Origin of the sequence: Aurantibacillus circumpalustris (genome assembly GCF_029625215.1) — a bacterium.
Classification (GTDB): Bacteria; Bacteroidota; Bacteroidia; order B-17B0; family Aurantibacillaceae; genus Aurantibacillus; species Aurantibacillus circumpalustris.
The window spans coordinates 390,647-414,606 of the sequence record NZ_CP121197.1; the positions used below are offsets into that span (position 1 = coordinate 390,647).

The 23,960-nt window shown below is 36.3% G+C and carries 19 protein-coding genes; 9 read left to right on the plus strand and 10 right to left on the minus strand.

The window, feature by feature from the left end; all coding sequences use genetic code 11:
- The first annotated feature begins 51 nt into the window (after positions 1-51).
- On the plus strand, positions 52-2,949 hold the full coding sequence (locus P2086_RS01585; RefSeq protein ID WP_317898674.1) for a T9SS type A sorting domain-containing protein: 2,898 nt from the start codon (positions 52-54) through the stop codon (positions 2,947-2,949).
- Positions 2,950-3,260: 311 nt separating this feature from the next.
- Here the strand turns inward: P2086_RS01585 and P2086_RS01590 are convergent, their stop codons facing one another.
- The 4 genes from P2086_RS01590 to P2086_RS01605 form a co-directional block, all read right to left on the minus strand.
- Positions 3,261-4,337, minus strand: a complete 1,077-nt coding sequence (locus P2086_RS01590; protein ID WP_317898675.1) for a chorismate mutase — start codon at positions 4,335-4,337, stop codon at positions 3,261-3,263.
- Positions 4,338-4,771: 434 nt separating this feature from the next.
- Complete coding sequence (locus P2086_RS01595) at positions 4,772-5,470, minus strand: SIR2 family NAD-dependent protein deacylase (protein WP_317898676.1); 699 nt, start codon at positions 5,468-5,470, stop codon at positions 4,772-4,774.
- Positions 5,471-5,476: 6 nt separating this feature from the next.
- Positions 5,477-7,651 (minus strand): S9 family peptidase, encoded by a 2,175-nt coding sequence (locus tag P2086_RS01600; protein ID WP_317898677.1) that lies wholly within the window; start codon positions 7,649-7,651, stop codon positions 5,477-5,479.
- A 275-nt stretch (positions 7,652-7,926) separates the two neighbouring features.
- The gene (locus P2086_RS01605; protein ID WP_317898678.1) at positions 7,927-8,289 is read right to left on the minus strand and encodes a nuclear transport factor 2 family protein; all 363 of its coding nucleotides are present in this window, start codon (positions 8,287-8,289) and stop codon (positions 7,927-7,929) included.
- A gap of 396 nt (positions 8,290-8,685) precedes the next feature.
- Between P2086_RS01605 and P2086_RS01610 the strand changes: the two genes are divergently transcribed.
- Positions 8,686-10,320 (plus strand): amidohydrolase, encoded by a 1,635-nt coding sequence (locus P2086_RS01610; RefSeq protein ID WP_317898679.1) that lies wholly within the window; start codon positions 8,686-8,688, stop codon positions 10,318-10,320.
- A gap of 180 nt (positions 10,321-10,500) precedes the next feature.
- On the opposite strand, the gene P2086_RS01615 is transcribed toward P2086_RS01610, so the two are convergent.
- On the minus strand, positions 10,501-11,199 hold the full coding sequence (locus P2086_RS01615; protein WP_317898680.1) for a YjjG family noncanonical pyrimidine nucleotidase: 699 nt from the start codon (positions 11,197-11,199) through the stop codon (positions 10,501-10,503).
- The gene (locus tag P2086_RS01620) at positions 11,187-11,654 is read right to left on the minus strand and encodes a hypothetical protein (RefSeq protein WP_317898681.1); all 468 of its coding nucleotides are present in this window, start codon (positions 11,652-11,654) and stop codon (positions 11,187-11,189) included. Before P2086_RS01620 ends, P2086_RS01615 begins: the two co-directional genes overlap by 13 nt.
- Before the next feature lie 145 nt (positions 11,655-11,799).
- Between P2086_RS01620 and P2086_RS01625 the strand changes: the two genes are divergently transcribed.
- The 3 genes from P2086_RS01625 (at position 11,800) to P2086_RS01635 (ending at position 15,254) form a co-directional block, all read left to right on the plus strand.
- Positions 11,800-13,077 (plus strand): Glu/Leu/Phe/Val family dehydrogenase, encoded by a 1,278-nt coding sequence (locus tag P2086_RS01625; RefSeq protein ID WP_317898682.1) that lies wholly within the window; start codon positions 11,800-11,802, stop codon positions 13,075-13,077.
- A gap of 114 nt (positions 13,078-13,191) precedes the next feature.
- Positions 13,192-13,815 carry a glycerol-3-phosphate 1-O-acyltransferase PlsY gene (gene plsY / locus P2086_RS01630; protein ID WP_317898683.1) on the plus strand — a complete coding sequence of 208 codons (624 nt, stop codon included), beginning with the start codon at positions 13,192-13,194 and terminating at the stop codon, positions 13,813-13,815.
- A gap of 122 nt (positions 13,816-13,937) precedes the next feature.
- The gene (locus P2086_RS01635; protein WP_317898684.1) at positions 13,938-15,254 is read left to right on the plus strand and encodes a type IX secretion system plug protein; all 1,317 of its coding nucleotides are present in this window, start codon (positions 13,938-13,940) and stop codon (positions 15,252-15,254) included.
- 172 nt (positions 15,255-15,426) lie between these two features.
- Here the strand turns inward: P2086_RS01635 and ruvC are convergent, their stop codons facing one another.
- Positions 15,427-15,984: a crossover junction endodeoxyribonuclease RuvC gene (gene ruvC, locus P2086_RS01640; protein ID WP_317898685.1), complete on the minus strand. Its 558-nt coding sequence runs from the start codon at positions 15,982-15,984 to the stop codon at positions 15,427-15,429.
- A 39-nt stretch (positions 15,985-16,023) separates the two neighbouring features.
- Between ruvC and P2086_RS01645 the strand changes: the two genes are divergently transcribed.
- The 4 genes from P2086_RS01645 to P2086_RS01660 all read left to right on the plus strand — a co-directional run bounded on the left by P2086_RS01645 (position 16,024) and on the right by P2086_RS01660 (position 20,808).
- On the plus strand, positions 16,024-16,995 hold the full coding sequence (locus P2086_RS01645) for a hypothetical protein (RefSeq protein ID WP_317898686.1): 972 nt from the start codon (positions 16,024-16,026) through the stop codon (positions 16,993-16,995).
- Entirely contained in the window at positions 16,992-18,101 is a 1,110-nt protein-coding gene (locus tag P2086_RS01650) for a glycosyltransferase (RefSeq protein WP_317898687.1), read from the plus strand. Before P2086_RS01645 ends, P2086_RS01650 begins: the two co-directional genes overlap by 4 nt.
- 6 nt (positions 18,102-18,107) lie before the next feature.
- Positions 18,108-19,367, plus strand: a complete 1,260-nt coding sequence (locus P2086_RS01655; protein WP_317898688.1) for an ABC transporter permease — start codon at positions 18,108-18,110, stop codon at positions 19,365-19,367.
- Positions 19,368-19,542: 175 nt separating this feature from the next.
- Entirely contained in the window at positions 19,543-20,808 is a 1,266-nt protein-coding gene (locus P2086_RS01660; protein WP_317898689.1) for a putative hexosyltransferase, read from the plus strand.
- 74 nt (positions 20,809-20,882) lie between these two features.
- Here P2086_RS01660 and hemH read toward each other — a convergent pair whose 3' ends face one another.
- The 3 genes from hemH to P2086_RS01675 form a co-directional block, all read right to left on the minus strand.
- Complete coding sequence (hemH, locus tag P2086_RS01665) at positions 20,883-21,893, minus strand: ferrochelatase (RefSeq protein ID WP_317898690.1); 1,011 nt, start codon at positions 21,891-21,893, stop codon at positions 20,883-20,885.
- 13 nt (positions 21,894-21,906) lie between these two features.
- A complete protein-coding gene (locus P2086_RS01670) occupies positions 21,907-22,620 on the minus strand; it encodes a lipoprotein signal peptidase (RefSeq protein WP_317898691.1) in 714 nt (237 codons plus the stop codon).
- A 159-nt stretch (positions 22,621-22,779) separates the two neighbouring features.
- Positions 22,780-23,958 carry a TraR/DksA family transcriptional regulator gene (locus P2086_RS01675; RefSeq protein WP_317898692.1) on the minus strand — a complete coding sequence of 393 codons (1,179 nt, stop codon included), beginning with the start codon at positions 23,956-23,958 and terminating at the stop codon, positions 22,780-22,782.
- Between the last annotated feature and the right edge of the window lie 2 nt (positions 23,959-23,960).

Consider the following 23,960-nt stretch of genomic DNA (forward strand, 5'->3'; position numbering starts at 1 on the left):
GCACCTCAGTGTTCTTTCCCGATGGCTATCGGGAGCCTTAGTGGTTTAAAAATGAAAAAACTCTACTACATATTTTTTTCTGTTTTGCTTTTCGTATTTACTTCGCGCGCGCAAATTAACATTGATTTTGAAGCGACACCAGTTGGCACCTACACTTCTGCAAGTGCTGTTAATGGGTGGACAATTAGTAGTCGTACTGCAACAAGCTGTAATTCCACGGCAACTTGGTCACTCGGGAGTCCTGAGTTTTCGATTATTGCCACACCACAATCTTTCCTTCCAAACATTGGCACTCTTCCAAATTCACCACTCGGCGGTACAGTTGTTGCTCAGTTAAATAGTTATTATTCTGCAAACAGTTCTGTTACCAGATTAGCACAGACCTTTTCCGTAACTTCCCTCAACGCATATATTCAATTTGCGTATGCCGGTATTTGGCTAAGTGGTACTCATAGTTGCTGCGAACAAGCGGGATTTAAAGTTCTGTTATATGATCAAGCTGGCAATCCGATTACGTGCCCTTCCTACACACTTGCTGGAGCAGGCTGTGCGTCTATTCCAACCTATACTCTTTCCGGAAATACTTCTTGGACGAACTGGCAAATACAGAGTATTTATTTACAAAGCTATATCGGATCAAATGTAACGCTAGAAATTACAAATTATGACTGCACCGCCAGCGACCATTACGGTACTGTTTTCTTTGATGCAAAAACCAGCAATTGTAATTGTTCTTATGCACCAAGTAATTTGCCCATTACGAATAACTTTTGTGCGGGTTCATCTTTAGCTAGCATTCAAGCGCCAGTAGGCTATGCGCAGTATTTATGGACCGCGCCAGCTTTATATCCAATAAGCGCTTCACAGGCTACCCTTTATAGCACATCATTTACCAACGCGGTTGTGGGAAACATCTATACACTTACCGTCTATCCTGCTTCCCCATTTTGCTCTTTCACCAGCACTTTTGCACTTGCGAATACTTCAGTTTCTATACTTGGAATTGGGTCGAATCCAAGCTGCACAGTTGGAACCAGTGGCAGTGCAACCGTTGCAGCGGGCGGGAGTGGAACCGGGTACACCTATACCTGGACTAATAGCACTAATTCTATCGTTGCCAACTCACCAACTCTTTCAAGCCTCGCAGCAGGGGTATACACTGTTAACATAACTGCCGCGGGCGCTCAAAGTTTAAGTTGCGGAACGGCCACGGCCACTACTACTGTTGGTACTATTCCCCCTGGAGTTATTCAACTTTTAAAGCCTTTTTGTGGAAGTGAAGCCTATCTATCTTATCCTGGTGGAACTAATTACCAATGGTATAATAACCTAAGTCCTATTACTGCTAGCCTTGGTGGAACGGCATCGAGTTACACGGTTTATTCGCCCATCAACAACTCCGTCTACAGACTCGCTTACATTTCAAATCAAAATTGTCACGATTCACTGAAGTTAACGTTGGTTCAAGTACCCTCCGGAAATCTCAGTTTAGCGTCGACTCCAACTATCTGTCAAGGCGCAACTAACGGAACAGCTGTGATTTCAATGGCGCCAGCATCAGGAGCACCACAAGGTTCAAATTCATTTTCTGTTTTTTCGATCGGCACCACTCCTCCTTATTCATCAACTGCAAGTTCCGTATCACTAAATTCGTTTACAGCCGCAAATTTATCCGCTGGTTCGACATATAGCGTGATCTCCTTCGACGGGCTGTGTAAATACTCGACAAGTTTTACAGTGCCATTTATCTCGTTTGATTATACGCTTGCTCCTTCCAACTCTCCCACATTATGCACTGGCAACAGCATTCAAGCAAGCGTTACATTTTCCACTCTTCCTAACTCCGGCCAATATAGTTACTCTTGGCAACCATCCACATTTTTATTCAGTGGGAATTATCCAAATGCCATTATTTCCCCGAGCACAAATCCAGGAAGCGTAACTACTTTAACCTACACCGTAGTTGTGACACCCACAATAGCAAATTGCCCACTAACAAAAACATTATCAATAACTATCGCTAATCCGATTACACCAACTATCAACGCCATTCCAAATTTATGTAATAGCTCCAATAGCGTTTACACAATTTCAGCAAATCCGATTGGTGGAATATACAGCAACAACGCAGCAATAACGCCAAACGGGATACTCAATGGAGCTTCAGCTCCTATTGGTCAAAACACTTTTACTTACGCAATTTCTATAGGAACTTGTATAGCTAAAACAGCTGGTACGTTTACAATAAATAGTCTACCGTTAATTAGTGTATCCGGGAACACGCTTATCTGCGAAGGACAATCAACAACACTTCTTGCAAACGGCGCAAATAGTTATACGTGGAGTAACTCTTCTTTAAGTCCATTTATTACTATTAATCCTTCCGTTACAAGTTCTTACAGTGTTGAAGGAAAAGATATTCTTACAAATTGTTACAACTCAAAAACTGTTGTAGTTACTGTTGAACCTTATCCTGTTTTAAGTATTCTCGGAAACACCCTTTTGTGTGCAGGACAAACCACAACACTGATAGCAAATGGAGCCAGTACCTACAGTTGGAGCAACGGTTTTTCTTCGCAAGCGATAACAGTTTCTCCAAATGTTACGAATACTTACTCAATTATCGGGACCAGTGCGCTTGCCAATTGTTCAAGCACACAGGCAATAACCGTTAGTGTATCAAATTGTAATATTGTTAGCATTCCTAATAGAAATGTTGATGAGAATTTTAATATTTACCCAAACCCTTCAAGCGGTAAATTCTTAATAGAGAGCGGAAACATTTTATCCATTGTAGTTTCAGACGAGCTCGGAAGAATAATTTTAGAAGACCATTTTCAAAAAGAAAATTATCAACTGGATTTAAGTGCTTACTCAAATGGCGTTTACATTTTAAAAATATTTCTAAACAACGAAATCAAGATAGTGAAATTAATTAAGAACGATTAAGGCATAGTACTCTTGTTGTTCTAGAAGATTTCTGATCTCACGCAGAGACGCTAAGAACGCAAAGTAATTAACGGCTAACAACCTACTTAAAACTGCATACTTCCAACTGCCCACTTAAGCCTTAGTGTTTCTTCATGTTCTAAGTGCATTAGTGGTTTCATGATTTCGCGGTACCTGTTCCGGTTTATCGGAAGACGCAAAGAACGCAAAGTAGTTAACTGCTAACAACCTACTTAAAACTGCATACTGCCAACTGCCTACTTAATACTTAGTGCCTCTCAGTGCCCTCTGCGTCTCAGTGGTTTTTGCCTTTAAGAATTCATCAAGCCATTTTGTATGCGAATACTTTCTTCATGTAACAACTGACAAATTTTTTCGATGTGTTGTCTCGAAATACCCATTTTATCAGCCCATTGACCGCGCGTTCTCAAAATCTCTTGCCAACGTTCTAATTGAAAAATAGTAATATCATGTTCCTTTTTATAAGCGCCAATCTCTTCTATAATCTGTATTCTTTTTTTCAGAACATTCATTAACTCATCATCAATCTCATCAATTATTTTGCGCAACTCTAACAACTTATCTGTTGTTTCGGGATCGTCAGAACTTTGTTTACGCAAAACAAGATTTGAAATTAATTCATCCAATTTTTTTGGTGTGAGCTGTTGTTCAGCGTCACTCAATGCAATTGAGGGATCATAATGCGACTCAATCATCAAACCATTCATTCCTAAATCTAAAGCCTTTTGAGCCACAGAAGAAATCAATTCATGATTCCCACTAATATGGCTTGGATCACAAATAATTGGCAAGCCCGGAAATAGTGTGCGCAACTCAATAGGCACTTGCCACAGTGGTTTGTTTCTGTATTTCGTTTTCCCATAAAAGTGAAAACCTCGGTGAATCGCGGCAATTTTTGTAATGCCACTATTATAAACACGTTCAATGGCTCCCAGCCACAATTGCAGGTCCGCGTGAATGGGGTTTTTCACCATCACTGGCGTATTTGTTCCCATTAAAACATCTGCAATTTCCTGAACACTAAATGGGTTTACGGTAGTGCGCGCGCCAATCCACAACACATCTATGCCATATTTGAGCGCTAATTCAGTGTGATGCGCATTCGCCACTTCAACCGTTATTTTAAACCCAAATTCTTTTTTTACCTCAACCAACCATTTTAAGGCCTCTTCTCCTCTGCCTTCAAAGGCATTTGGACGTGTTCGCGGTTTCCAAACTCCTGCTCTGAACAAAGAAATCTTGTTTGTCTCTTTTAACTCCTTTGCAGTGCGCATTAATTGGTCAAAACTCTCGGCACCACAAGGTCCTGCTATTATTAAAGGGCTAGCCACTTCCGGTAACCAGGTATTTAGGGGTTCAAACTGCATAATAAGTAATCAAACCATTTAAGTTTGAGACTTGAAAATTACCTCTTTTAGGGTATTAAAAAAATAATATGGATTAATTAATTTTGAAGCATGATTTTAGAGACAGAAAAGAAACCGGTTATTTTATTCTTTCAGAATAATTGTCCTCTAAGCGTTTACACTGAATGTTGCAAAAAGAAAAAAGATTGCTGCAAAAATTTCAAAAAAGGCGATCGTTGTAAAAAGTGTCCTGGTAGGAAGTAAGCCACGAATCCGATAGCTATCGGATACACAAATTAACACTAAAATTTAATTCATTAACCGTTGTCTTTGTTGTGATGACTTCGAGCAATTAGTGGCTAAAGGTGGTGGCAGACAATAAGTCACGAATTGGTGCTAAAATTTAATTCCTAACATTTCCATTTTCCCTCTTACCTTAAACATTTTACATTTATTTAAAGGTGTTTCATCAACTCTCTCCTTAAATCATCAGAGCCATTAACAGCCGTTTTTTTTATGTGTTTTAATTCTCTGATATAATCGAGATTAAAGTCTCCCGGATCTAAAAGCCACGTTGGTACATAAGGAGAAACAAAATTAATAACCCCGGCAGCTGGATAAACATTTAAAGAGGTTCCAATCACCACAAACAGATCTGATTGTTGGGCTATAAGATTCGCCGTATCCATAGAAGGTACAAGTTCACCGAACCATACAATGTGCGGCCGCAATTGCGAACCTTTTTCACATAAATCACCTGCTTTAATATCCGTTGTTTTAAGATCGTATATTAAATTTTCATCTACGGTGCTACGCGCTTTCATTAACTCACCGTGCAAATGTAAAACGTTCTCACTTCCTGCGCGTTCATGAAGATTATCTACATTTTGAGTAATAACCTGAACGTCGAATTTTTTTTGTAAGTCTGCGATTAAAAGATGTGCTCCATTTGGTTGCGCATTTAGTAGTTGTTTGCGGCGCTCATTGTAAAAATTAAGAACCAACTCTTGATTTTTCTCCCAAGCATCAAACGTGGCAACGTCTTCTATACGGTACTCTTCCCACAATCCTCCCGAATCCCTGAACGTCTTAATTCCACTTTCTGCACTGATCCCCGCCCCAGTAAATACAACTAACTTCTTTCTTTTTGGCATTATCCGCTAAAGGTTTTCTTTTACGAACTTCAGCATTTTTGAGTAAATATGCAAACGGGTGTATCCTCCACTAATACCGTGGCTTTTATTTGGATAAATCATGAAATCGAACGGAATATTGCTTTTTACCATCGCCGCAGCTAGTTCCATACTATTTTGCATATGCACATTATCATCCCCACTTCCATGGATTAATAAAAATTTACCCTTAATGTTTTTTACAAAATTTGTCGGTGAATTATCTTCATAGCCACTTTTATTATCCTTTGGTTGACGCAAGAAACGTTCAGTGTAGATATTGTCGTAGTACTTCCAATTGGTTACAGGTGCTACTGCAATAGCCGCTTTAATTACATCTGCGCCTTTTGAAATCATTAACGAAGCCATGTACCCACCATAACTCCAACCTTGAAAACCAATACGAGATTTGTCAACATAAGAAAGTTCACCCAAATATTTTGCAACCTCTATTTGATCAATGGTTTCTAATTTTCCCAATTGCAAATAAGTACTGTGTTTAAATTGCCTCCCACGTCCTTGCGTACCGCGATTGTCAACACACACTACAATATACCCTTCTTGCGTAAGTAAATTATGCCAGAAATAATCATTCCAATCCCAACCGTTGTTACATTCGGTGCCACCAGGGCCGCCGTATGCATACATGTAAACTGGATATTTTTTTGTCGAATCAAAATTGGTTGGTTTCATCATCCAGCCATTTAACTCCAGTCCTTCAGGATGCTTAAATCTAAAAAATGTTTTCTTAGTTAAATTATAGCCTCCCATTTTAGAAAGCAGATCAGCATTGCTTTCTAGAACCTTCACCAGTTTTCCATCAATGCTGTACAATTCGTAAACAGGGGGTGTGTTTGCATTGCTATAAGTTGAAACATAATATTTATAACCCTTAGCGAACTCAAAATTTGTTTGTCCAGTTTTAGGCGATAAACGTTTCTTAGTTTTCCCGTCTAAACTTACACTATACATGTCGCGATTGATAGCGCCGTTTTCTGTAGAAAGAAAATACAGTGTTTTTGTCGCTTCATTAAAACCCTTAAATTCCATAACATCCCAGTTTCCGTTTGTTACCTGATTTATCAGCTTTCCATTTAAATCATAATAATATAAATGATTGTATTCATCTCTTTCACTTGAAACGATAAAACCCGTATTTCCAACAAACCTTAAATCATCAGTAACATCCACATAGGTTTTGCTTTCGTCGGTATAAATAACATTGCTTTTTCCGCTTTTTACATCCGTAAATAAAAATTCTAACTTATTTTGCAAACGATTCATACGTTGAATGCAAAGTGCTTTTGGATCATTCGTAAATTCAATACGCGGAATATAAATATCTGTTTCACTTCCAATATCAGCCGTTACTTTTGTTTTACCAAGCAGATCAAAAATATGCACAGAAACTAGCGAATTGTCTTCTCCTGCTTTTGGATATTTAAATGTGTTACGCTCAGGGTAAAGTTCACCTTTGTAATAATCCATGGTGAATTCTTTTACACGGCTTTCATCAAAGCGCACATAAGCTAAATACTGACTGTTCGGACTCCAATCAAAATAATCTGCTTTTGAAAACTCCTCTTCATACACCCAATCACCCCAACCGTTTTTTATTTTATTTTTTTCTCCATCTGTTGTAACTGCTGTTTCTGTACCTGTCTCAAGATTTTTTATGTATAAATTATTTTCAATAACATAGGCGATCTTCTTTCCATCGGGTGAAAACGTTGGAAATAGTTGTTTTCCTTTTTCACTTAATTGTGTAATTTTTTTGGACGCAATATCGAATACAAAATAATTTGCTTTTGGTGAGCGACGATACACATGCTCCATGTTTTCATTTAAAAGTAATTTATCTTCGTTTGGACTGAACTCGTAAGATTTAATATCTAAAAAGCGATTCTCGAATTTCAGATCAATACCATAAACCAACTGAGCAACTTTTTTTTGTGATTTTAAATCGAACTTAAAAATACTTTCTGTATGGTCAACTTGATTAACCTCAATGTCCGCATAATGCAAGCCATCATTCAATACATTAAAACCTTGAGCAGATTTTGATGAAAATGTACCCTTGGACCAAATATCTTCAAGTGTTATTTTTTGTTGCGAAAATGCTAACGAAGAAATAAGAAGAAATAAAAATGCGATTCTTTTCATAATAATTTTATTTTAATGCACGTACTAGATTATTTTTGCTTGTGAAATTAATGATTTATAGCTGATAATAGAAGACAGGCTCTGTAAATCCCCCGTTTGGGGGAAGTTTATCCAACACTTCTTAAACATAGAGATTCTCTGAGACACAGAACCACTGAGAGAACTTAGCGCGCAGGTCTGGAATATTATATATACAGAAAAATAAAGTCAGATCTAACAACATTAAAGTGCTTTGCGTCCCAGTGTCTCAGACCCTCTGTGTTGAAACTCGATGATTAAGCATGATAAACGCGTGAAAAAACGATGACTCCTTTTTTAATTTCTAACACTTCGCCAACTTTTAAATCTTCTTCGCCTTGTACATGACGAATATACTCCATAAACACTTGTTCATCATCTGCGGTAAGCTTTTTTACAGTGTATCTTAATGTTGGAAGCCTATCAAAAGAATCTTTCCACCAATTTCTTAAGGCCGCTTTTCCTTTTATCAAGCCATTTGTTTCAGGTTGTCTTATTTTTAATTTTGGAGAAAAGTGTTCCGCGTCTTCATCATACAGCGCTAGTAATTTTTCAAGGTTATGTGCGTTAAATGCCTCAAACCATTTTAGAGCAATTTGTTTATTTTGTTCTGAAGCCATTTTCTACTAATAATTATATTACAAATATACTTGGAAATTTACTGGTGTGTTTCATCCAAAACCATTCTTCGATTAACCACAAAGGCCACAAAGTGAATCACGAAGACCACAAAGGACAATGTGTTAATATTTCTTTGTGTTACTCTCTGTGCTCTCTGTGGTTAAATTTGTCCTCTACGCAACCACAAAGTGCACAAAGAAGGCATGAAGGTCACAAAGAATACTTTTTACCCTTTGTGTGCTTTGTGTAAAACTCTGTGACCTTTGTGTTTAAAAAAACATCTCGATTAATCACGAAGGTCAAAACGCTTATGGATTAATCTTTCTTTGTGATACTCTGCGTGAGTTCTTATCTCTCTGTGCTTAAAATTGATTCCTATATTTGTAAAAAAAGTCATGCTTAAGAATATTATCCTACTCGCCCTCCTCTTTCTATTTTCTTGTTCAGAAAAAAAAACAGAAGCTGATCTTATTGTGCATAACGCAATAATTTATTCCGTTGATTCTTCTTTTACAATTTATAAAGCAATGGCTATTAAAGACGGAAAAATTCTAGAACTTAATTCAGAAATAGAAATTCTTAAAAAATATTCGTCCCACCAAGTGATCGACGCAAAAGGGAAATCCGTTTTTCCTGGCTTTACTGATGCGCATTGTCATTTTACAGGCTTTGCAACAGACATGTGGAAGTGTAATGTGACAGGAACAAAATCTTTTGAAGAAGTGATTTCCAAAATAATTGACTATAGCAAAAACGCACCAATGACCTGGATCTATGGCCGCGGTTGGGATCAGAACGATTGGGAGAACAAAGAATTTCCAAATAAAAATGAACTTGACAGGCTTTTTCCTGACCGTCCCGTTTTTTTAAAACGTGTGGATGGTCATGCTGCGCTTGTAAACCAAAAGGCTTTAGACTTAACCGGAGTTAATGCAAACACAAAAATTGAAGGAGGCTTGATTGAAATTAAAAACGGAAAACTCACTGGCATTCTTCTCGACAATGCAATGGATTTGGTTGATCTTAAAATTCCGATCATTAACGACAGTCTGGCTAAACACTACTACCAAAAGGCTCAGGAAATTTGTTTTGCTTTGGGTTTAACACAGGTGCACGACTGTGGGGTTACTGAACATACCATTAATTTAATTGATGAAGCTCAAAAGTCAGGAAACCTAAAAATGAAAATTTTTGCTTTGTTAAGCGATGATTCTACTTATTATGAACCTTGGCTTAAAAAAGGGATTTATAAAACAGATCGTTTAACGGTTGGCGGTTTTAAAATATACTCTGATGGGGCTCTTGGTAGTCGTGGTGCTTGTTTGTTGGAATCTTATAACGATAAAGAAAATTGGAAAGGTTTTTTATTGACGGATAAAAAACGTCTTCATAAAATCGCAGATCAACTTATTAATAGTCCCTTTCAATTTTGCACGCATGCCATTGGTGATAGCGCTAATCGTTACATGTTGAAATTGTACGCTTCTGTTTTAAAAGGTAAAAACAACCACCGTTGGCGCATTGAACACGCACAAGTTTTAAATCCTGAAGACTTTTATATGTTTGAGAAATATGATATTTTCCCATCTGTTCAACCCACACATGCAACTAGCGACATGTATTGGGCAGAGGCCCGTTTAGGAAAAGAGCGCGTAAAAACAGCTTATGCTTATAAACAACTATTAAAAGTTAGCGGACGGATAGCCCTCGGCACTGATTTTCCTGTGGAAGACATTTCACCCCTTAAAACTTTTTTTGCCGCTGTAGCAAGGCAAGACAGCAATGGATTTCCGGCTAATGGATTTCAAAAGGAAAATGCTTTATCGCGTGAGGAAACTTTAAAAGGCATGACTATTTGGGCCGCTCATGCGAGTTTTGAAGAAAATGAAAAAGGAAGTCTTGAAAAAAATAAATTAGCCGATTTTATTATTTTAGATACCGATCTTATGAAATGCAATCTTAAAGAAATATTAAAGACAAAAGTTTTAGCGACCTATATTAATGGTGAAAAGGTTTTCTCGATTAACTAACCACATAGGCACATAGATTAAATAGAGCGCAACAATTAAAAAGTCCTAGTAAGCAAACATAGGATTTGAAGTTTTGCTTTAAATCCTATGTGACCCTATGTTTATGCGTCCAGCTGGTCCTGTGACTCTATGTGGTTATAAAACATTGCACCTCCTATCGAAGTTTAAGTGGTTTAACTCTTAAAAATAATTCTTGAGTTGTACCAACTTAGAAATCGTTTTTTCATTCTTTAAAAATAATTCTTCCTCATTAAAATGTATAGCCTCCCAACCGGCATTCAAAGCGCCTTGAACATCACTTTCAAGACTATCACCAATCATAACACATTCGTCGCTTTTTGCTTTAGCGAAAGACTCTGCCAATCTAAAAATTTTCACGTCTGGTTTTATTGCTTTATGCTCTTCGCTAATAATTATCTGATCAAAATAATCCCTAATCCCACAAGCATTCATCTTAATAGCAAACACTTCTCTAAAGCCATTTGTAATGATATGTAGATGATAGTTTTTTTTAAGATATTCTAAAGTGTCAACGCAGCCTTCCTTCAATTCACTCCCTTGCGGGGCGAGCCTCAGATACTGCTCAGTAATAATAAGATTATCTTCTTCATTCGTGTAATCAAATAGTTTGAATGTCTCTTTGAACCGATTATTTCTTAAATACGTTTTATCTATTTCCTTCTTAGTATACTTTGACCAAAACAAAAGATTGATTTTTTTATACACATCTAAAAAACTGTTTAAATCTGTTTTTAGTTTTTCGTTTAAACTGTATTCATAAAAGAGTTTATTTAATACAGCGGTAGAGTTTTTTTTAAAATCCCAGAGTGTATCATCAAAGTCGAAGAATAAATGTTTTTTGTGTTTTAGATTAACCATCCTTTTAAACTACCATGGAAGAAAATTAAAATAAAATAAAGTGCAAAGCCCCAAAACAAGGTAGCGGCACTTAAATAGATCATAATCTTTCTTTTATCCTTATAAAACCGTTCGGCTAAAAAAGCACCAACTGGAGTGGATAAAAGTATTGGAGTAATAAACGCCAGTCCGGCTAAACCAAACTTCTGCTTTACGGTAATAATTCTTCTGTTAAAACGGGTAAAAACTTTCTTTCTGTGCACTAACCCGCGTTTTAATCTAAAGTTATGAATGGCGTTAAGTATAGCTGCGCTTAAATTGGTAAAAAAGATATTACCTGCTATGCCACCTCCGCAGGAGACAAGCATTACGCTTAAAAAGTCGCGTTCTAAAACGAAAAAAGTGGTTGGGAACCCAATCTTAAATGCAAAAGAACAGGTAAGAAAAACCGAAATTATCTTTAAAACATGATTCATAGTGATGAAATTATACGGCTTTCTGAGAGTGTTTAAATACTGCCACCAAGATATGGTATATCCCGTCAAATTAACACGTGTCTGAGATATTAATTAATAAATATTGTGTAATTTTGACCCCCAGTAAACAAACTAAAATTTACTTATGTCAACACAAACAGTAAAAGCACCACAAGCACACCATGAAAGTATGTTTGAAGCAGTGCTAGCCCGTCTCGATGCAGCGGCTAAAATAATGAACCTTAGCGATGAAGTTGCCCTGGTTTTAAAAAACCCAAGTAAACAAGTAAAAGTAAGCCTACCTGTAATGATGGATTCTGGAAAGATCCAGGTTTTTGAAGGGTACCGTACTGTGCATAGCACCCATCTTGGTCCTAGCAAAGGCGGTATTCGTTACGCCATGGATGTAAATTCAGATGAAGTTATGGCTTTAGCGGCTTGGATGAGCTTTAAATGTGCTGTTGCTAATTTACCTTACGGTGGAGCAAAGGGGGGAATAAAATTAGATCCTCGTTCGCATAGTGTTGGAGAATTAGAGCGTATTAGTCGTGCGTACGCCGTAGCTATGAAAGATGTTTTTGGTGTAAATAAAGATATTCCGGCTCCTGATATGGGAACAAGCGGACGTGAGATGGCATGGATCTTAGACGAGTTTAATAAAAATACAGGTGAAGATAGTCCGGGTGTTATCACAGGAAAGCCGGTTGCGGTTGGTGGCTCTTTAGGTAGAGACGCAGCAACAGGACGTGGTGTAATGGTTAATGCTTTAGCTGCACTTAAAAAAATGGGCTTAGTTCCTACTGCTGTTACTGCTGTTGTTCAAGGTTTTGGTAATGTGGGTTCACATGCTGCGCGTTTATTGTCTGAAAAAGGCGTGAAAATTGTCGGAATTGGTGATCATAGCGCTTCATTCTACAATGAAAAAGGAATTGATGTTGCTGCCGCAATCGAATACGCTAGCAAAAATGATAGAAATCTAAGAGGATTTACAGGCGCCACTGAAATTAAAAATAGCGAATTATTAATCAGTAAATGTGATATTCTTGTTCCAGCTGCTTTGCAAAATGTAATCAACGAAGAAAATGCTCCTCACATTCAAGCAAAATTAATAGTGGAAGGTGCAAACGGACCAACTACACCTGAAGCAGATCCTATTTTAAACTCTAAAAAAATCATTTGTATTCCAGATATTCTTGCCAACGCAGGCGGTGTAACAGTTAGTTACTTTGAATGGGTTCAAAATAAGGCTGGATATTACTGGACAGAACAAGAAGTGAATGAAAGACATGATCTTAAAATGGACATTGCTTTTGAAGCTGTTTGGCACAATGCTTCCTTTTATAAAACAAGCATGAGAATAGCCGCCTACATAACTGCTCTTCAAAAATTAGAGCAAGGTGTAAAGTTAAAAGGAGCCTATTAATATATAATTAATTGATTATCAAGCATCTAAACTTTTTTAATGAAAAGTTTAGATGCTTTTTTTATATAAAATAATTTTTAGCTTTGTTAATATAAATTTAACGTTTAAGAAACATTGATTATTTTTTTCGTTTTACTAGCGTATTTATTAGGGTCTATTCCAAACTCTGTGTGGATAGGCAAATCTTTTTACAACATTGATGTTAGAGAGTTCGGAAGTGGAAATGCGGGCGCCACAAATACCTTTAGAGTATTAGGCAAAAAGGCTGGTATTCCGGTTCTTATTTTCGACATTCTTAAAGGCACACTTGCCGTTGCCCTTGCCTACTTAAGTGAGTTTGATGTTAACAGTAATGAATTTATAGATTTTCAGCTTGGCTTAGGCGTGGCAGCGCTTATCGGACATATCTTTCCAGTATTTGCAGGATTTAGAGGTGGCAAAGGAGTCGCCACAATTCTAGGCATAGTTGTTTGTATTCTTCCTTTAGCCTGCTCATTGTCTTTACTTGTCTTTTTATTGGTTTTAACATTAAGTCGAATCGTTTCCTTGTCTTCTATGCTAGCCGGCATCTCGTTTCCAATTTTTCTTAATCTATTGCTAGGAAACACAAACCCAATTCTAACGGTTTTTTCAATCATCGTAGCAGTATTGCTAATTATTACACATCGCAAAAACATCCAACGATTAATTAAAAAGGAAGAAACTAAAGTCAGGCTGTTTCCTTTAAGGCACAAGTAATCCGCATTAGCAATTTCTCATTACCAATTGAGTTTTAGCAATATTTATATCTTGCTCAACGTTATAAATCTGGGCATTAATACTACCTTGTTTTAAATTAATTCTGAAACCTATTTATAAATATGGCTCTTAAATATATTTTAACCCTCGGATTTATACTCTCTACATTATTATTCCTAGCCCAAGAAGAGGATTACGTAAATGATAGAGTTTTAAAGTATGATGATTATGTTTACAAACCCAATATTAAAACCGTTCAATTTCACGAAGTAAGTTGGGAATTTACCGCTCCAATTATTAAACTTAACAGTAATGAACAATTGCAATTGGATTTCGACGATCTAAATGGTGACAAAAAATTATACACAATGACCTTCGTTCATTGTAACGCTGATTGGACGCCAAGCGATTTAATGGTGAGCGAATACCTAACTGGGTTCTATGATCTTAATCTACTCAACTATAATTATGCTGTAAATACGGCACAAAAATACACCCACTACACAATCATATTTCCAATGGCCGGTACCCAACAAAATACCCAGTTTACCAAAAGCGGTAACTATGTAATGTATGTGTATGAAGAGGGAAACACAAACGACATTGTACTTAGTCGTCGTTTTATGGTTTACGATAATAGAGTAAGCGTTACCAGCACTCTCAAACAACCTATTGGAGGTGGACAGCAGTACAATAAACAACAAATTGATTTTACAATTTCCGCTGCAGGATATAATATGACCAATTCTTACAAGGACATGAAAGTTGTATTAATACAGAATAATCGTTGGGATAATGCTGTAACTGGCATACAACCTACTTTTATGAACGGTAGTCAGTTTATTTATTCACTAGATGAGGCAAGTACTTTTAACGGCGGTAACGAGTTTAGGTATTTTGATATTCGCAGTGTTCGGTTTCTAACCGAAAAAGTTCAAAATATTTATAGAGATGAAAATGATCAATATAAAGTACACGCCGTGCTATACGCGGACGAGTCTCGTGCTTTAAAACCTTATTTATTTTATAATGACTTTAATGGTAATTTTTTAATAAAAAATCGCGAAACGGTTATAGATAACGATGTAGAAGGTGATTATGTATTTGTAGATTTTTTCCTAACCTTTCCAAAACCCATCTCTACGGGTAATGTATATATTATGGGGAAGCTAACCGACTGGCGCATGAATCGAAACAGTAAAATGACATACAACTACGAGCGTTTTGGTTACCAAGCGCGCTTGCGTTTAAAACAAGGTTATTACAATTATATTTATGTAATAAGTGATGATACTAAAAAAGGCGGCGACGAAGCTGCTATTGAAGGCAATCATTGGGACACCGAAAATGATTATTTCATACTTGTTTACCACCGCAAATTTGGCACTTACTATGATCAATTAATAGGTTACCAAAAAATGAACTCAATGAAGAAGTGATGCTTTATCAGTGGGCAGTAAGCAGTAGACAGTTTGCAGGGGGCAGTTTGCAGGGGGCAGTGGACAGTAAACACTAGGCAGGTTAAATACAAACTGCCAACTGTGTACTGCCAACTAACGCACTAGAGTTTTCCTCCGTGTCTCAGCGTCTCAGTCACTCTGTGTTGAACAACTAAAGCTTTCGTTTTGGATTATCTGTTAGAAAAGCCTTCCAGCCAGTATACGACTTGCCACCTGCAGCAACATTTTTATTTTGATAATAGTGGCAAAGTGCTGCGCCTAAAGCATCTGTAGCATCAAAATACTCATGTTCGTTTTTTAAGCCTAAAATTTGAGACAGCATTGCCGCTACTTGCTCTTTGCTTGCATTTCCGTTGCCGGTAATACTCATTTTTATTTTTTTAGGAGAATACTCTGTTATAGGTAAATTCTTACTCAGCGCTGCCGCAATTGCAACACCTTGAGCTCTTCCTAACTTAAGCATCGATTGCACATTCTTTCCAAAAAAAGGCGCCTCAATGGCAAGCTCATCTGGTTTAAATTCTTCGATAATGCCTACCGTACGTTCGAATATTTTTTTAAGCCGTATAGCATGATCATCGTATTTATCAAGTTTGATGACACCTATACCAATAGGACTTAATACGTTGTTTTTTATATGCAACAAGCCATAACCCATAACTATTGTTCCGGGGTCAATACCTAAAATTATTCTATCAGTAACAGGCATGTACTTTGCGTTGGTATAAAACGTAAATTTAGCCCTTAATTGCAAACGCGAAAAAAAATACTTTCCTTACTTATAAAACTTTTAATCGGCGTAGGTAGTTTTTTTATCATTTATGTGCGTTTAAAAAGTGATTTCACTTCCGAAAAACTTGATTTACTTTACGCTTCAACATTCTCGTTAATAGGAGTAATTTGTTTCGCTGCGAGTATACTACTCATTCCAATTAACTGGGGAATTGAAGCGTACAAATGGAAACTCATCACTGCCCCTATTCAATGGGTAAGTTATAAAACAGCTACCAAATCCGTTTATTCAGGTGTTTGTTTAGGAAACCTCGCTCCTGGAAGAGCCACTGAATTCTTAGCAAAAATTATTTTTTTTAAAATAGAAAACCGTCCAAAAATAACAGTACTTCATTTTGTAGGTGGCATGTTTCAACTTTCTATTACAATTATTTCAGGATTTATTGCCTTATTATTTATGCTCAATAATTTTGGAAGCGATTCCCTTTGGATGACTTATGTTACGAGTTCGATTGGTATCGTTCTTTTAACATTGCTAATTCTTAGTATATACAAAATCAATCCATTGCTGAATTTTATCTCAAAAAAAATAAGTAAACAAAGTCAAGTCGAAGACTTCAACTACAAATTTTTAGCTTCTTCTCTTATTAAACTATTTGGATTCTCTGCTTTACGTTACTCCGTTTTCTTTTGTCAATTTGTTTTGCTTCTTCTTATCTTTCACCGCGATATAAGCTTTGTTATCTTTCCCGAAATAGCCCTTTATTTTTTAATTACCACCACCATTCCAATGATAAGCGTTTTAGAAGCTGCCATTCGCGCGGCCGTAGCACTGGTTGTTTTTAAAGATTCAGGTATCAGTAATTCAGCATTAGCTCTTTCTTCTTTACTAATTTGGTTAGTAAACATTATTGTGCCTAGCATTTTTGGCTACATTATTTTATTGCGTCAAAACTTTAATTTTAAATTATTTAAAACAAAAAAATGAATGCGCTAATCATCGTTCTTTTTTCACTATTGTTTTGTTATTCAGGCATTCTACTCTGGCTTGCCTATGGATTTATTAAAACCCCATACTTTTCTTCAAAAGAAAAAAAATTACAACTACCGCTCACACTTATTATTTGTGCACGCAACGAAGAAAAGAATATCATGATTTGCTTAAGTTCTTTATTAAAACAAAAATATGTTCTAAATAAAATTCAACTTATTCTTATTAATGATGCCAGTACTGACAGCACTGTTCATAGAGCAGAAACAATTCTTAAAAACTCAGGGATCAATTATAAAATTATTTCTAACCAACAACAAAAGGGAAAAAAACACAGCATAAGTTACGCGATGCAATTCGCAATTAATGACCTCATTGTTTTGCGCGACGCTGATACCTTCACGCTTTCAGATCTATGGCTTCAAAACATTTCAGATTTTTATCAAAGCACAAAAGCTGATCTCATCATTGCACCAATTGCTATTGCTAATTATTCAGGACTCTTTTGGTCGCTACAAGCCATAGAGAACAATGTACTTACTGTCGCTGCTTGTGGAAGCGCTTATTACAACAAACCTTTCTTGTGCAATGGCGCTAATTTAATTTTTACCAAAAAAATATTCGAGAAGACAAATGGTTATTCTTCGCATATAGACTCTATTTCTGGTGATGATATTTTTTTCATGGAAGATGTGAAACAAATACAAGGGAGTAAAATAGCTTATCTTAAATCTGCGCCTGCCCTCGTTTACACTTATCCTACCTTTTCATTTAAAAAACTACTTCTTCAAAAAACACGCTGGGCTTCTAAATTTAAATTAAATAAAAACAAACTCAATCTAATATTGTCCTTTTTAACTCTTACCGTGAATATTGCCTGGCTTTTATGTCTTGTCAGCATTAATATCCCGGAATACAAAAATATATCGCTCCTGTTTATTTCTTTAAAATTGTTTATTGACATATTGTTGTTATTTTTAGCTTCAGGTTTTATAAAAAACAAAAATATTTTATGGTTTAGTTTACCGGTTGGTTTTATTTATCCAGTTTATGCGGGTATTATTGGTATAGCCTCACTGTTTGTAAAACCTAAGTGGAAATAATAAAGGGTGCTTTTTAAAAAGAAAACAATAAATTTTGAATCTGAATCGCTAAGTGCGCTTACATGGCGACGATTTAAACGTAACAAACTTGCCATGAGCGGGCTTTTTGTTATTGCATTTTGTTGTGTCATTTCAATCTTAGGTTACCTCATCACTCCCGACAAAACTCCTTACGCAAATGATCAAAAACCAGAGCTTCACATAAAGGCTCCAGGCTTTGAAGTTAAATTTTTAGCCGTGAGTCGTAACGAAGAAAAAAATGAACCTAGTTGGTTGAGCGTTATGCTCTTTGGCAGAAACGATCCCTTTGCAACTTATACACTTAATGACTATTATTTTCAAGGACAAAATATTGTTGTTGAAGAATACACTGGCAATCACCCAAACAAAGGATCATTCAGTAGCTTTAATCTTGCCAACGTTTTATATAATCTCAATACAAAATATCCTGTTGAATACGACTCTCTAAAAAAAGAACTTTCTTTTTATCTGTTTGATGAAGAAACCAAAACCACAAAAAAAATATCCGAACTACAAACGCTTGTTAAAGAAAAAAACATCATTACTAAAACTTATCCTTTAGGTACTGATCTTTTAGGACGTGATCTTCTTAGTAGGCTATTAATTGGAACGCGCATTAGTTTGGCGGTAGGTTTAATCTCCGTTTTAATTTCCATTTTTATTGGAGTGCTACTTGGTTCACTTGCTGGTTATTTCAGGGGGTTTACAGATACTGTTATTAGTTGGTTCATCAATGTTGTTTGGAGTATTCCAACCATACTACTAGTAATAGCCATAACACTGGTTTTAGGTAAAGGCATTACACAAGTATTTATTGCGGTTGGACTAACCATGTGGGTAGAAGTAGCAAGAATTGTGCGCGGACAGGTCTTAAGTATTCGTGAAAAAGAATTTGTAGAAGCAGGTCGCGCCTTAGGTTTTAAAAATGATAGAATAATTTTTCGTCATATTTTACCAAATGTCATGGGGCCAGTTGTAGTGATGGCTGCCAGTAATTTTGCAAGCGCCATTTTAACGGAAGCAGGTTTAAGTTTTTTAGGTATTGGCGCACAGCCTCCTATTCCATCTTGGGGCGAAATGATTAATGCACATCACGGCTATATATTAATGGATAAAGCTTACCTCGCATTCGCGCCAGGAATAGCTATCATGATTTTAGTACTCGCTTTTATGATGGTAGGAAATGGATTAAGAGACGCCTTAGACACACGCATGAGCGATGATAAACCGATTGGTGAGGTTTAAGCTTCTTTTGCGTAAAAATTTTTACCGTTATAAAGCGCAACAGTTCTGCAAAAAATTTGGCTTAATAGATTCCTTTCAATATTATTGTTGAAGATTTGACACCCCTGAAAGATAGATCTGTTAACAAAATCATTTGCTTTAAAATAAGTTTAGATAGTTACGCTACAAAAACAAAATGACCTTTTATAAAAATATTCCCTCTATCTACAAAAAAGTCTCACTGGAATTATTTCTCTTTTTTGTATTGATTGTTTTACTTCTGCCAAGTCATTCGTTCCGATTCGATACAGAGTACTGGAAGCAATGGGCGTTAAGTATACAAAATGAAGGTGTTGGTAACATCTACAATACTGATGTAAACTATCCCCCAGTTATGATTTATCTGTTGTACCTCTACGACCTCGTTCAGGGACCTGAGAAAATAGCAGAAAACATTAATTACTTTAAGGCAGTTCCTTTACTTTTTGACCTTTTACCGATTCTTCTGCTAATTATATTTAGAAAGGCGTATGATCTACAAAGGGGTTATTATATTTTTCTTCTATTTAACATAGCTTATTTATTCAACAGTGTTGTGTGGGGACAGGTAGACAGTATTCATTCCAACCTTGCCTTGACTGCTATTTTTATTTCATTCCGGTATCCTGTTGCTTCGCTAACAGTGTTTATTCTTGCCTTAAATATGAAATTTGCGGCGATAATTTTTTTGCCTATTCTCATTATATGCCTGTTTTCCAAAATAAATTCCGTCAAAACTCTTGCAAAAACAATACTAGTAGCCCTTGTGGTTCAAATACTACTTTTAATTCCATTTTTCTTAGCGGATACCTTGGATGATTTATGGATAATCATTACAAAAGCTACAAGTAGTTTTCCGATAGCATCAGCTAGCGCCTATAATTTTTGGCACCTCGTTCTTAAAACAGATGCTGGAATTACCTCCGATGAAGAAATGTTTTACCTATGGTCATATAAAACCATCGGCCTATCGTTGTTCTTTATCATGTCGACATTAGCACTCTTTCCACTCATAGTTAAAACCATTAATATTACGATTACAAAAGTTCGTCCAAAAAGTTTTCAAGAACTTGTTTTTTTAAGTAGTGGAATGATCGCGATCATCTTTATTTTCTTTAATACCCAAATGCACGAACGATATGCTCATCCCGTATTAATATTTTTATTTTTTTACAGCATTTACCGCAAAAATTTCATCCTTTATATTCTAGCGTCTTTTGCCTATTTGTTAAACCTTGAAAAACTTTTACACTTCTACAACATACCTTACCACACATTAATTTTTGACACGAAATTTATTGCGTCAATTTATTTGATAGTCCTTGTAGGCGGCATTGTCTCAATATACAGAAACTATGGTATTAAAAAAGACCTTTCCTTTTTAATTCTGTCAATTGGTAAGAAATTAAAGCGTGTCAACTAATTAAGGTTTAGCAAACTACTTTGTTGATATTAAAACCTATTTAAATTATTGCAACGCAGAAACCGTTTGCAATGTTAATCCAGCAAAATACTTTTTACAGCATCCACCCACTCGTCATTTGCATTTAAACTATTAACAAGCATAATTTTTTCGCCGCCATGGTGTTTAAATATTTCCTCGTACTCGGTGCCAATTTCATATATTGTCTCCAAACAATCAGCTACAAAAGCTGGTGAAAAAACAAGAATTTTTTTCGCTCCATTTTTTGCCAATTCTTCAATAACCTTATCGCTAAAAGGCTGCAGCCATTTGTTGTCAAGTCTACTTTGAAAAGCGGTTGTGTATTTGTCTTCCGGTATGTTTAATGCTTTTACTAATTGACGTGTTGTCTCAAAGCAATTGGCACGATAGCAGTATTGATTGTTTTTTGTTATCGTATTACAACAGGCTCCCATTTGGCAGGTATTCCCACCATAGTGAGCCGATCCTTTAAGGATTTGCCTTTCAGGCAATCCATGATAACTAAACAACACATGATCATAGTCTACAATCTTATGTTTTTTTGCTTCACTTACTAAAGAAGAAATAAATTTAGGATGATCGTAAAATTTACTAACGCTTTTAATGTTCGGGATCACTTCCCATTTTCTTATTTGTCTTAACACCTCTTCCAAAGTACTACCAGTACTAGAACTTGCATATTGCGGATAAAGTGGGAGTATGTGAATTTGTTCAGGTCGTTGCTCGCGTATTTTTTCAAGTGCTGTTTTTATATTCGGTGATTGATAGCGCATTGCAAGTTCCACAACATAATCATTGCCTAATTTTTGTTGAAGCTTATCTTTTAATAAGAAACTATTTAAAAGCAGTGGCGACCCTTCCTTTGTCCAAATAGCTTTATAGAGCTTTGATGATTTAAAACTTCTGAAAGGAACGATGATTAAATTCACTAATATAAAACGACCAACGGGATTTATATCGATGACACGTTTATCATTTAAAAACTGAGTTAGGTATTTTCCAACTTTAGAAGGTGTTGGCGAATCTGGTGTTCCAAGATTAATAAGCAAAACGGCTTTCTTCATCTTATTACAACAACTAAGAATGATTAGTGTTTAAATCGCTTGTTTGATTACTTTCAGATTCTGACAATTCTTTTGCAGTATCAACAATTTGCTCTGTCTTTTTGGAAAATTGTTTTTGCCAAAGAATAATAATAATTACGCCACCAGAAATAGAAGCATCCGCAAAATTGAAAATAGGTCTGAAAAATTGAAAATCCTCACCGCCCCAAATCGGAAACCAATCGGGGAAGCGTCCATTAATAATTGGAAAATAAAACATATCTACCACACAACCGTACATACTTTTTGCATAACCATGTGTCGTAAGCGATGCAATACCATCGTAAGGAATGTATTCTTGAAAATCAGCATTTAATGATGTTCCCCTATCAAATATTAATCCGTAAAATGCGCTGTCTATTATATTTCCCATCGCGCCTGCTAGTATTAAGGAAACAGAAAAAATAAAACCGGGGTGTTCTTTTTGTTTAATAATGTATCGGATATAAAACATGCCGCCAATGCATGCAAACACGCGAAACAAACTCAATGCTAACTTTCCCCATTCTCCTCCAAATTCAAATCCAAAAGCCATTCCAGGATTTTCAGTGAAGTGAATCACGCACCAGTTTGCTAATCTACCAACTTCACCTAAGGGGTAGTGAAGCTTAATATACAGCTTCACAAACTGATCAATGAACAATACCGAAAAAACAGTAATGAGGGGGATTTTATAACGTTTAAGCATTTAATTAAAGTTTACAAAGATAGTTATTTGATTGGAGTTAGAAGCTAATGCGTAGTTTTCGGGCTACTACCAATCTATTTACTCCTCATCCAGATTTTTCTTAAAAAAATTGCCTTCCCAAATCAGGAAGGCAATTATTAAATTAGATAAATAAATTTACTAGGATTGGCTTAGTTTTGCGTCGATTCCCAAAGTAGCATGTGGCACAGAGCGTAAACGTTCTTTAGGGATTAATTTTCCTGTTACGCGGCAAATACCATAAGCTTTGTTTTCAATACGCACTAAAGCATTTTTTAAATTTACAATGTATTTTTCCTGACGTGAAGCTAACTGCGCGGTCTCTTCTTTACTCATAACATCACTTCCGTCTTCTAATAATTTGAAGGAAGGAGATGTATCATCCGTACCGTGATTGTCTTCGTTGCTTAACGTTTGCTTCAACAAATCGTAATCCGTTTGTGCTTCTTTTAATTTCTCAAGTATTAATTCTTTAAACTCAGCAAGTTCTTTATCTGAATAACGTGTACGCTTATCTTCTGTATTCAAAAACGGTTTTGGTGCAGGAGTAAGTCCTTTTTTAATTAAAGGTTTATTGATATCAATTTGTAATGGGCGATTACGGATATAGGCTTCCATACTTCCCCCACTTGATTTTCCTTCGTTTTTCTTTCTACGGCCACGACCGCGTTTTTCGGGAATTTCATCATCATCATCATCAACCTCAGCTGAACTAACACCTTCCAGATCAATCATTCCTGCTTCATCCAGTCCGTCTTCTGCAATTGCTACATCATCGTCATCATTTTTTTCATAATCGTCCTTAACATCAACATCCGAATCATCTTCTTCCTCTTCCGGAATATCTTCTTCATCATCATCGCCTTTTTTTCCTTTCTTTTTAGAAAGTGTTTTTGCCGACTTTTTGTCTTTGCCCTTTTTCGCAATTGCCTCAATTGGTTTTGGTACTGGTTTTTTACCTTTCGTGATTTCTTTAACGCTACTCTTAGCAACAGGTTTCACTGCCTTTGTAGGCACTTCTTTTTTCTTTACGTTTGTCTTAGCAACCGGCTTCGTCATTTTTTTCTCTACTTTTTTTGCTGCCGTTTTTATCGGCTTAGCTGGTTTGGCTGCTTTTACTGCTTTTGATGGAGCAGATTTAGAGGCAGGTTTATTTATCTTTTTTGCTGCTTTGGGTTTTGCAGCTTTTGGTTTTGAGGTTTTTTTGGCAGCAGGTTTTGCGGCAGGCTTGCTAGCTTTTTTAGCTGCGCTTTTAGCCGGTTTGCTGGCTTTTTTTCCACTGGCGGTGGACACTTTTTTAGTATCTTTTTTCTTAGCCATAA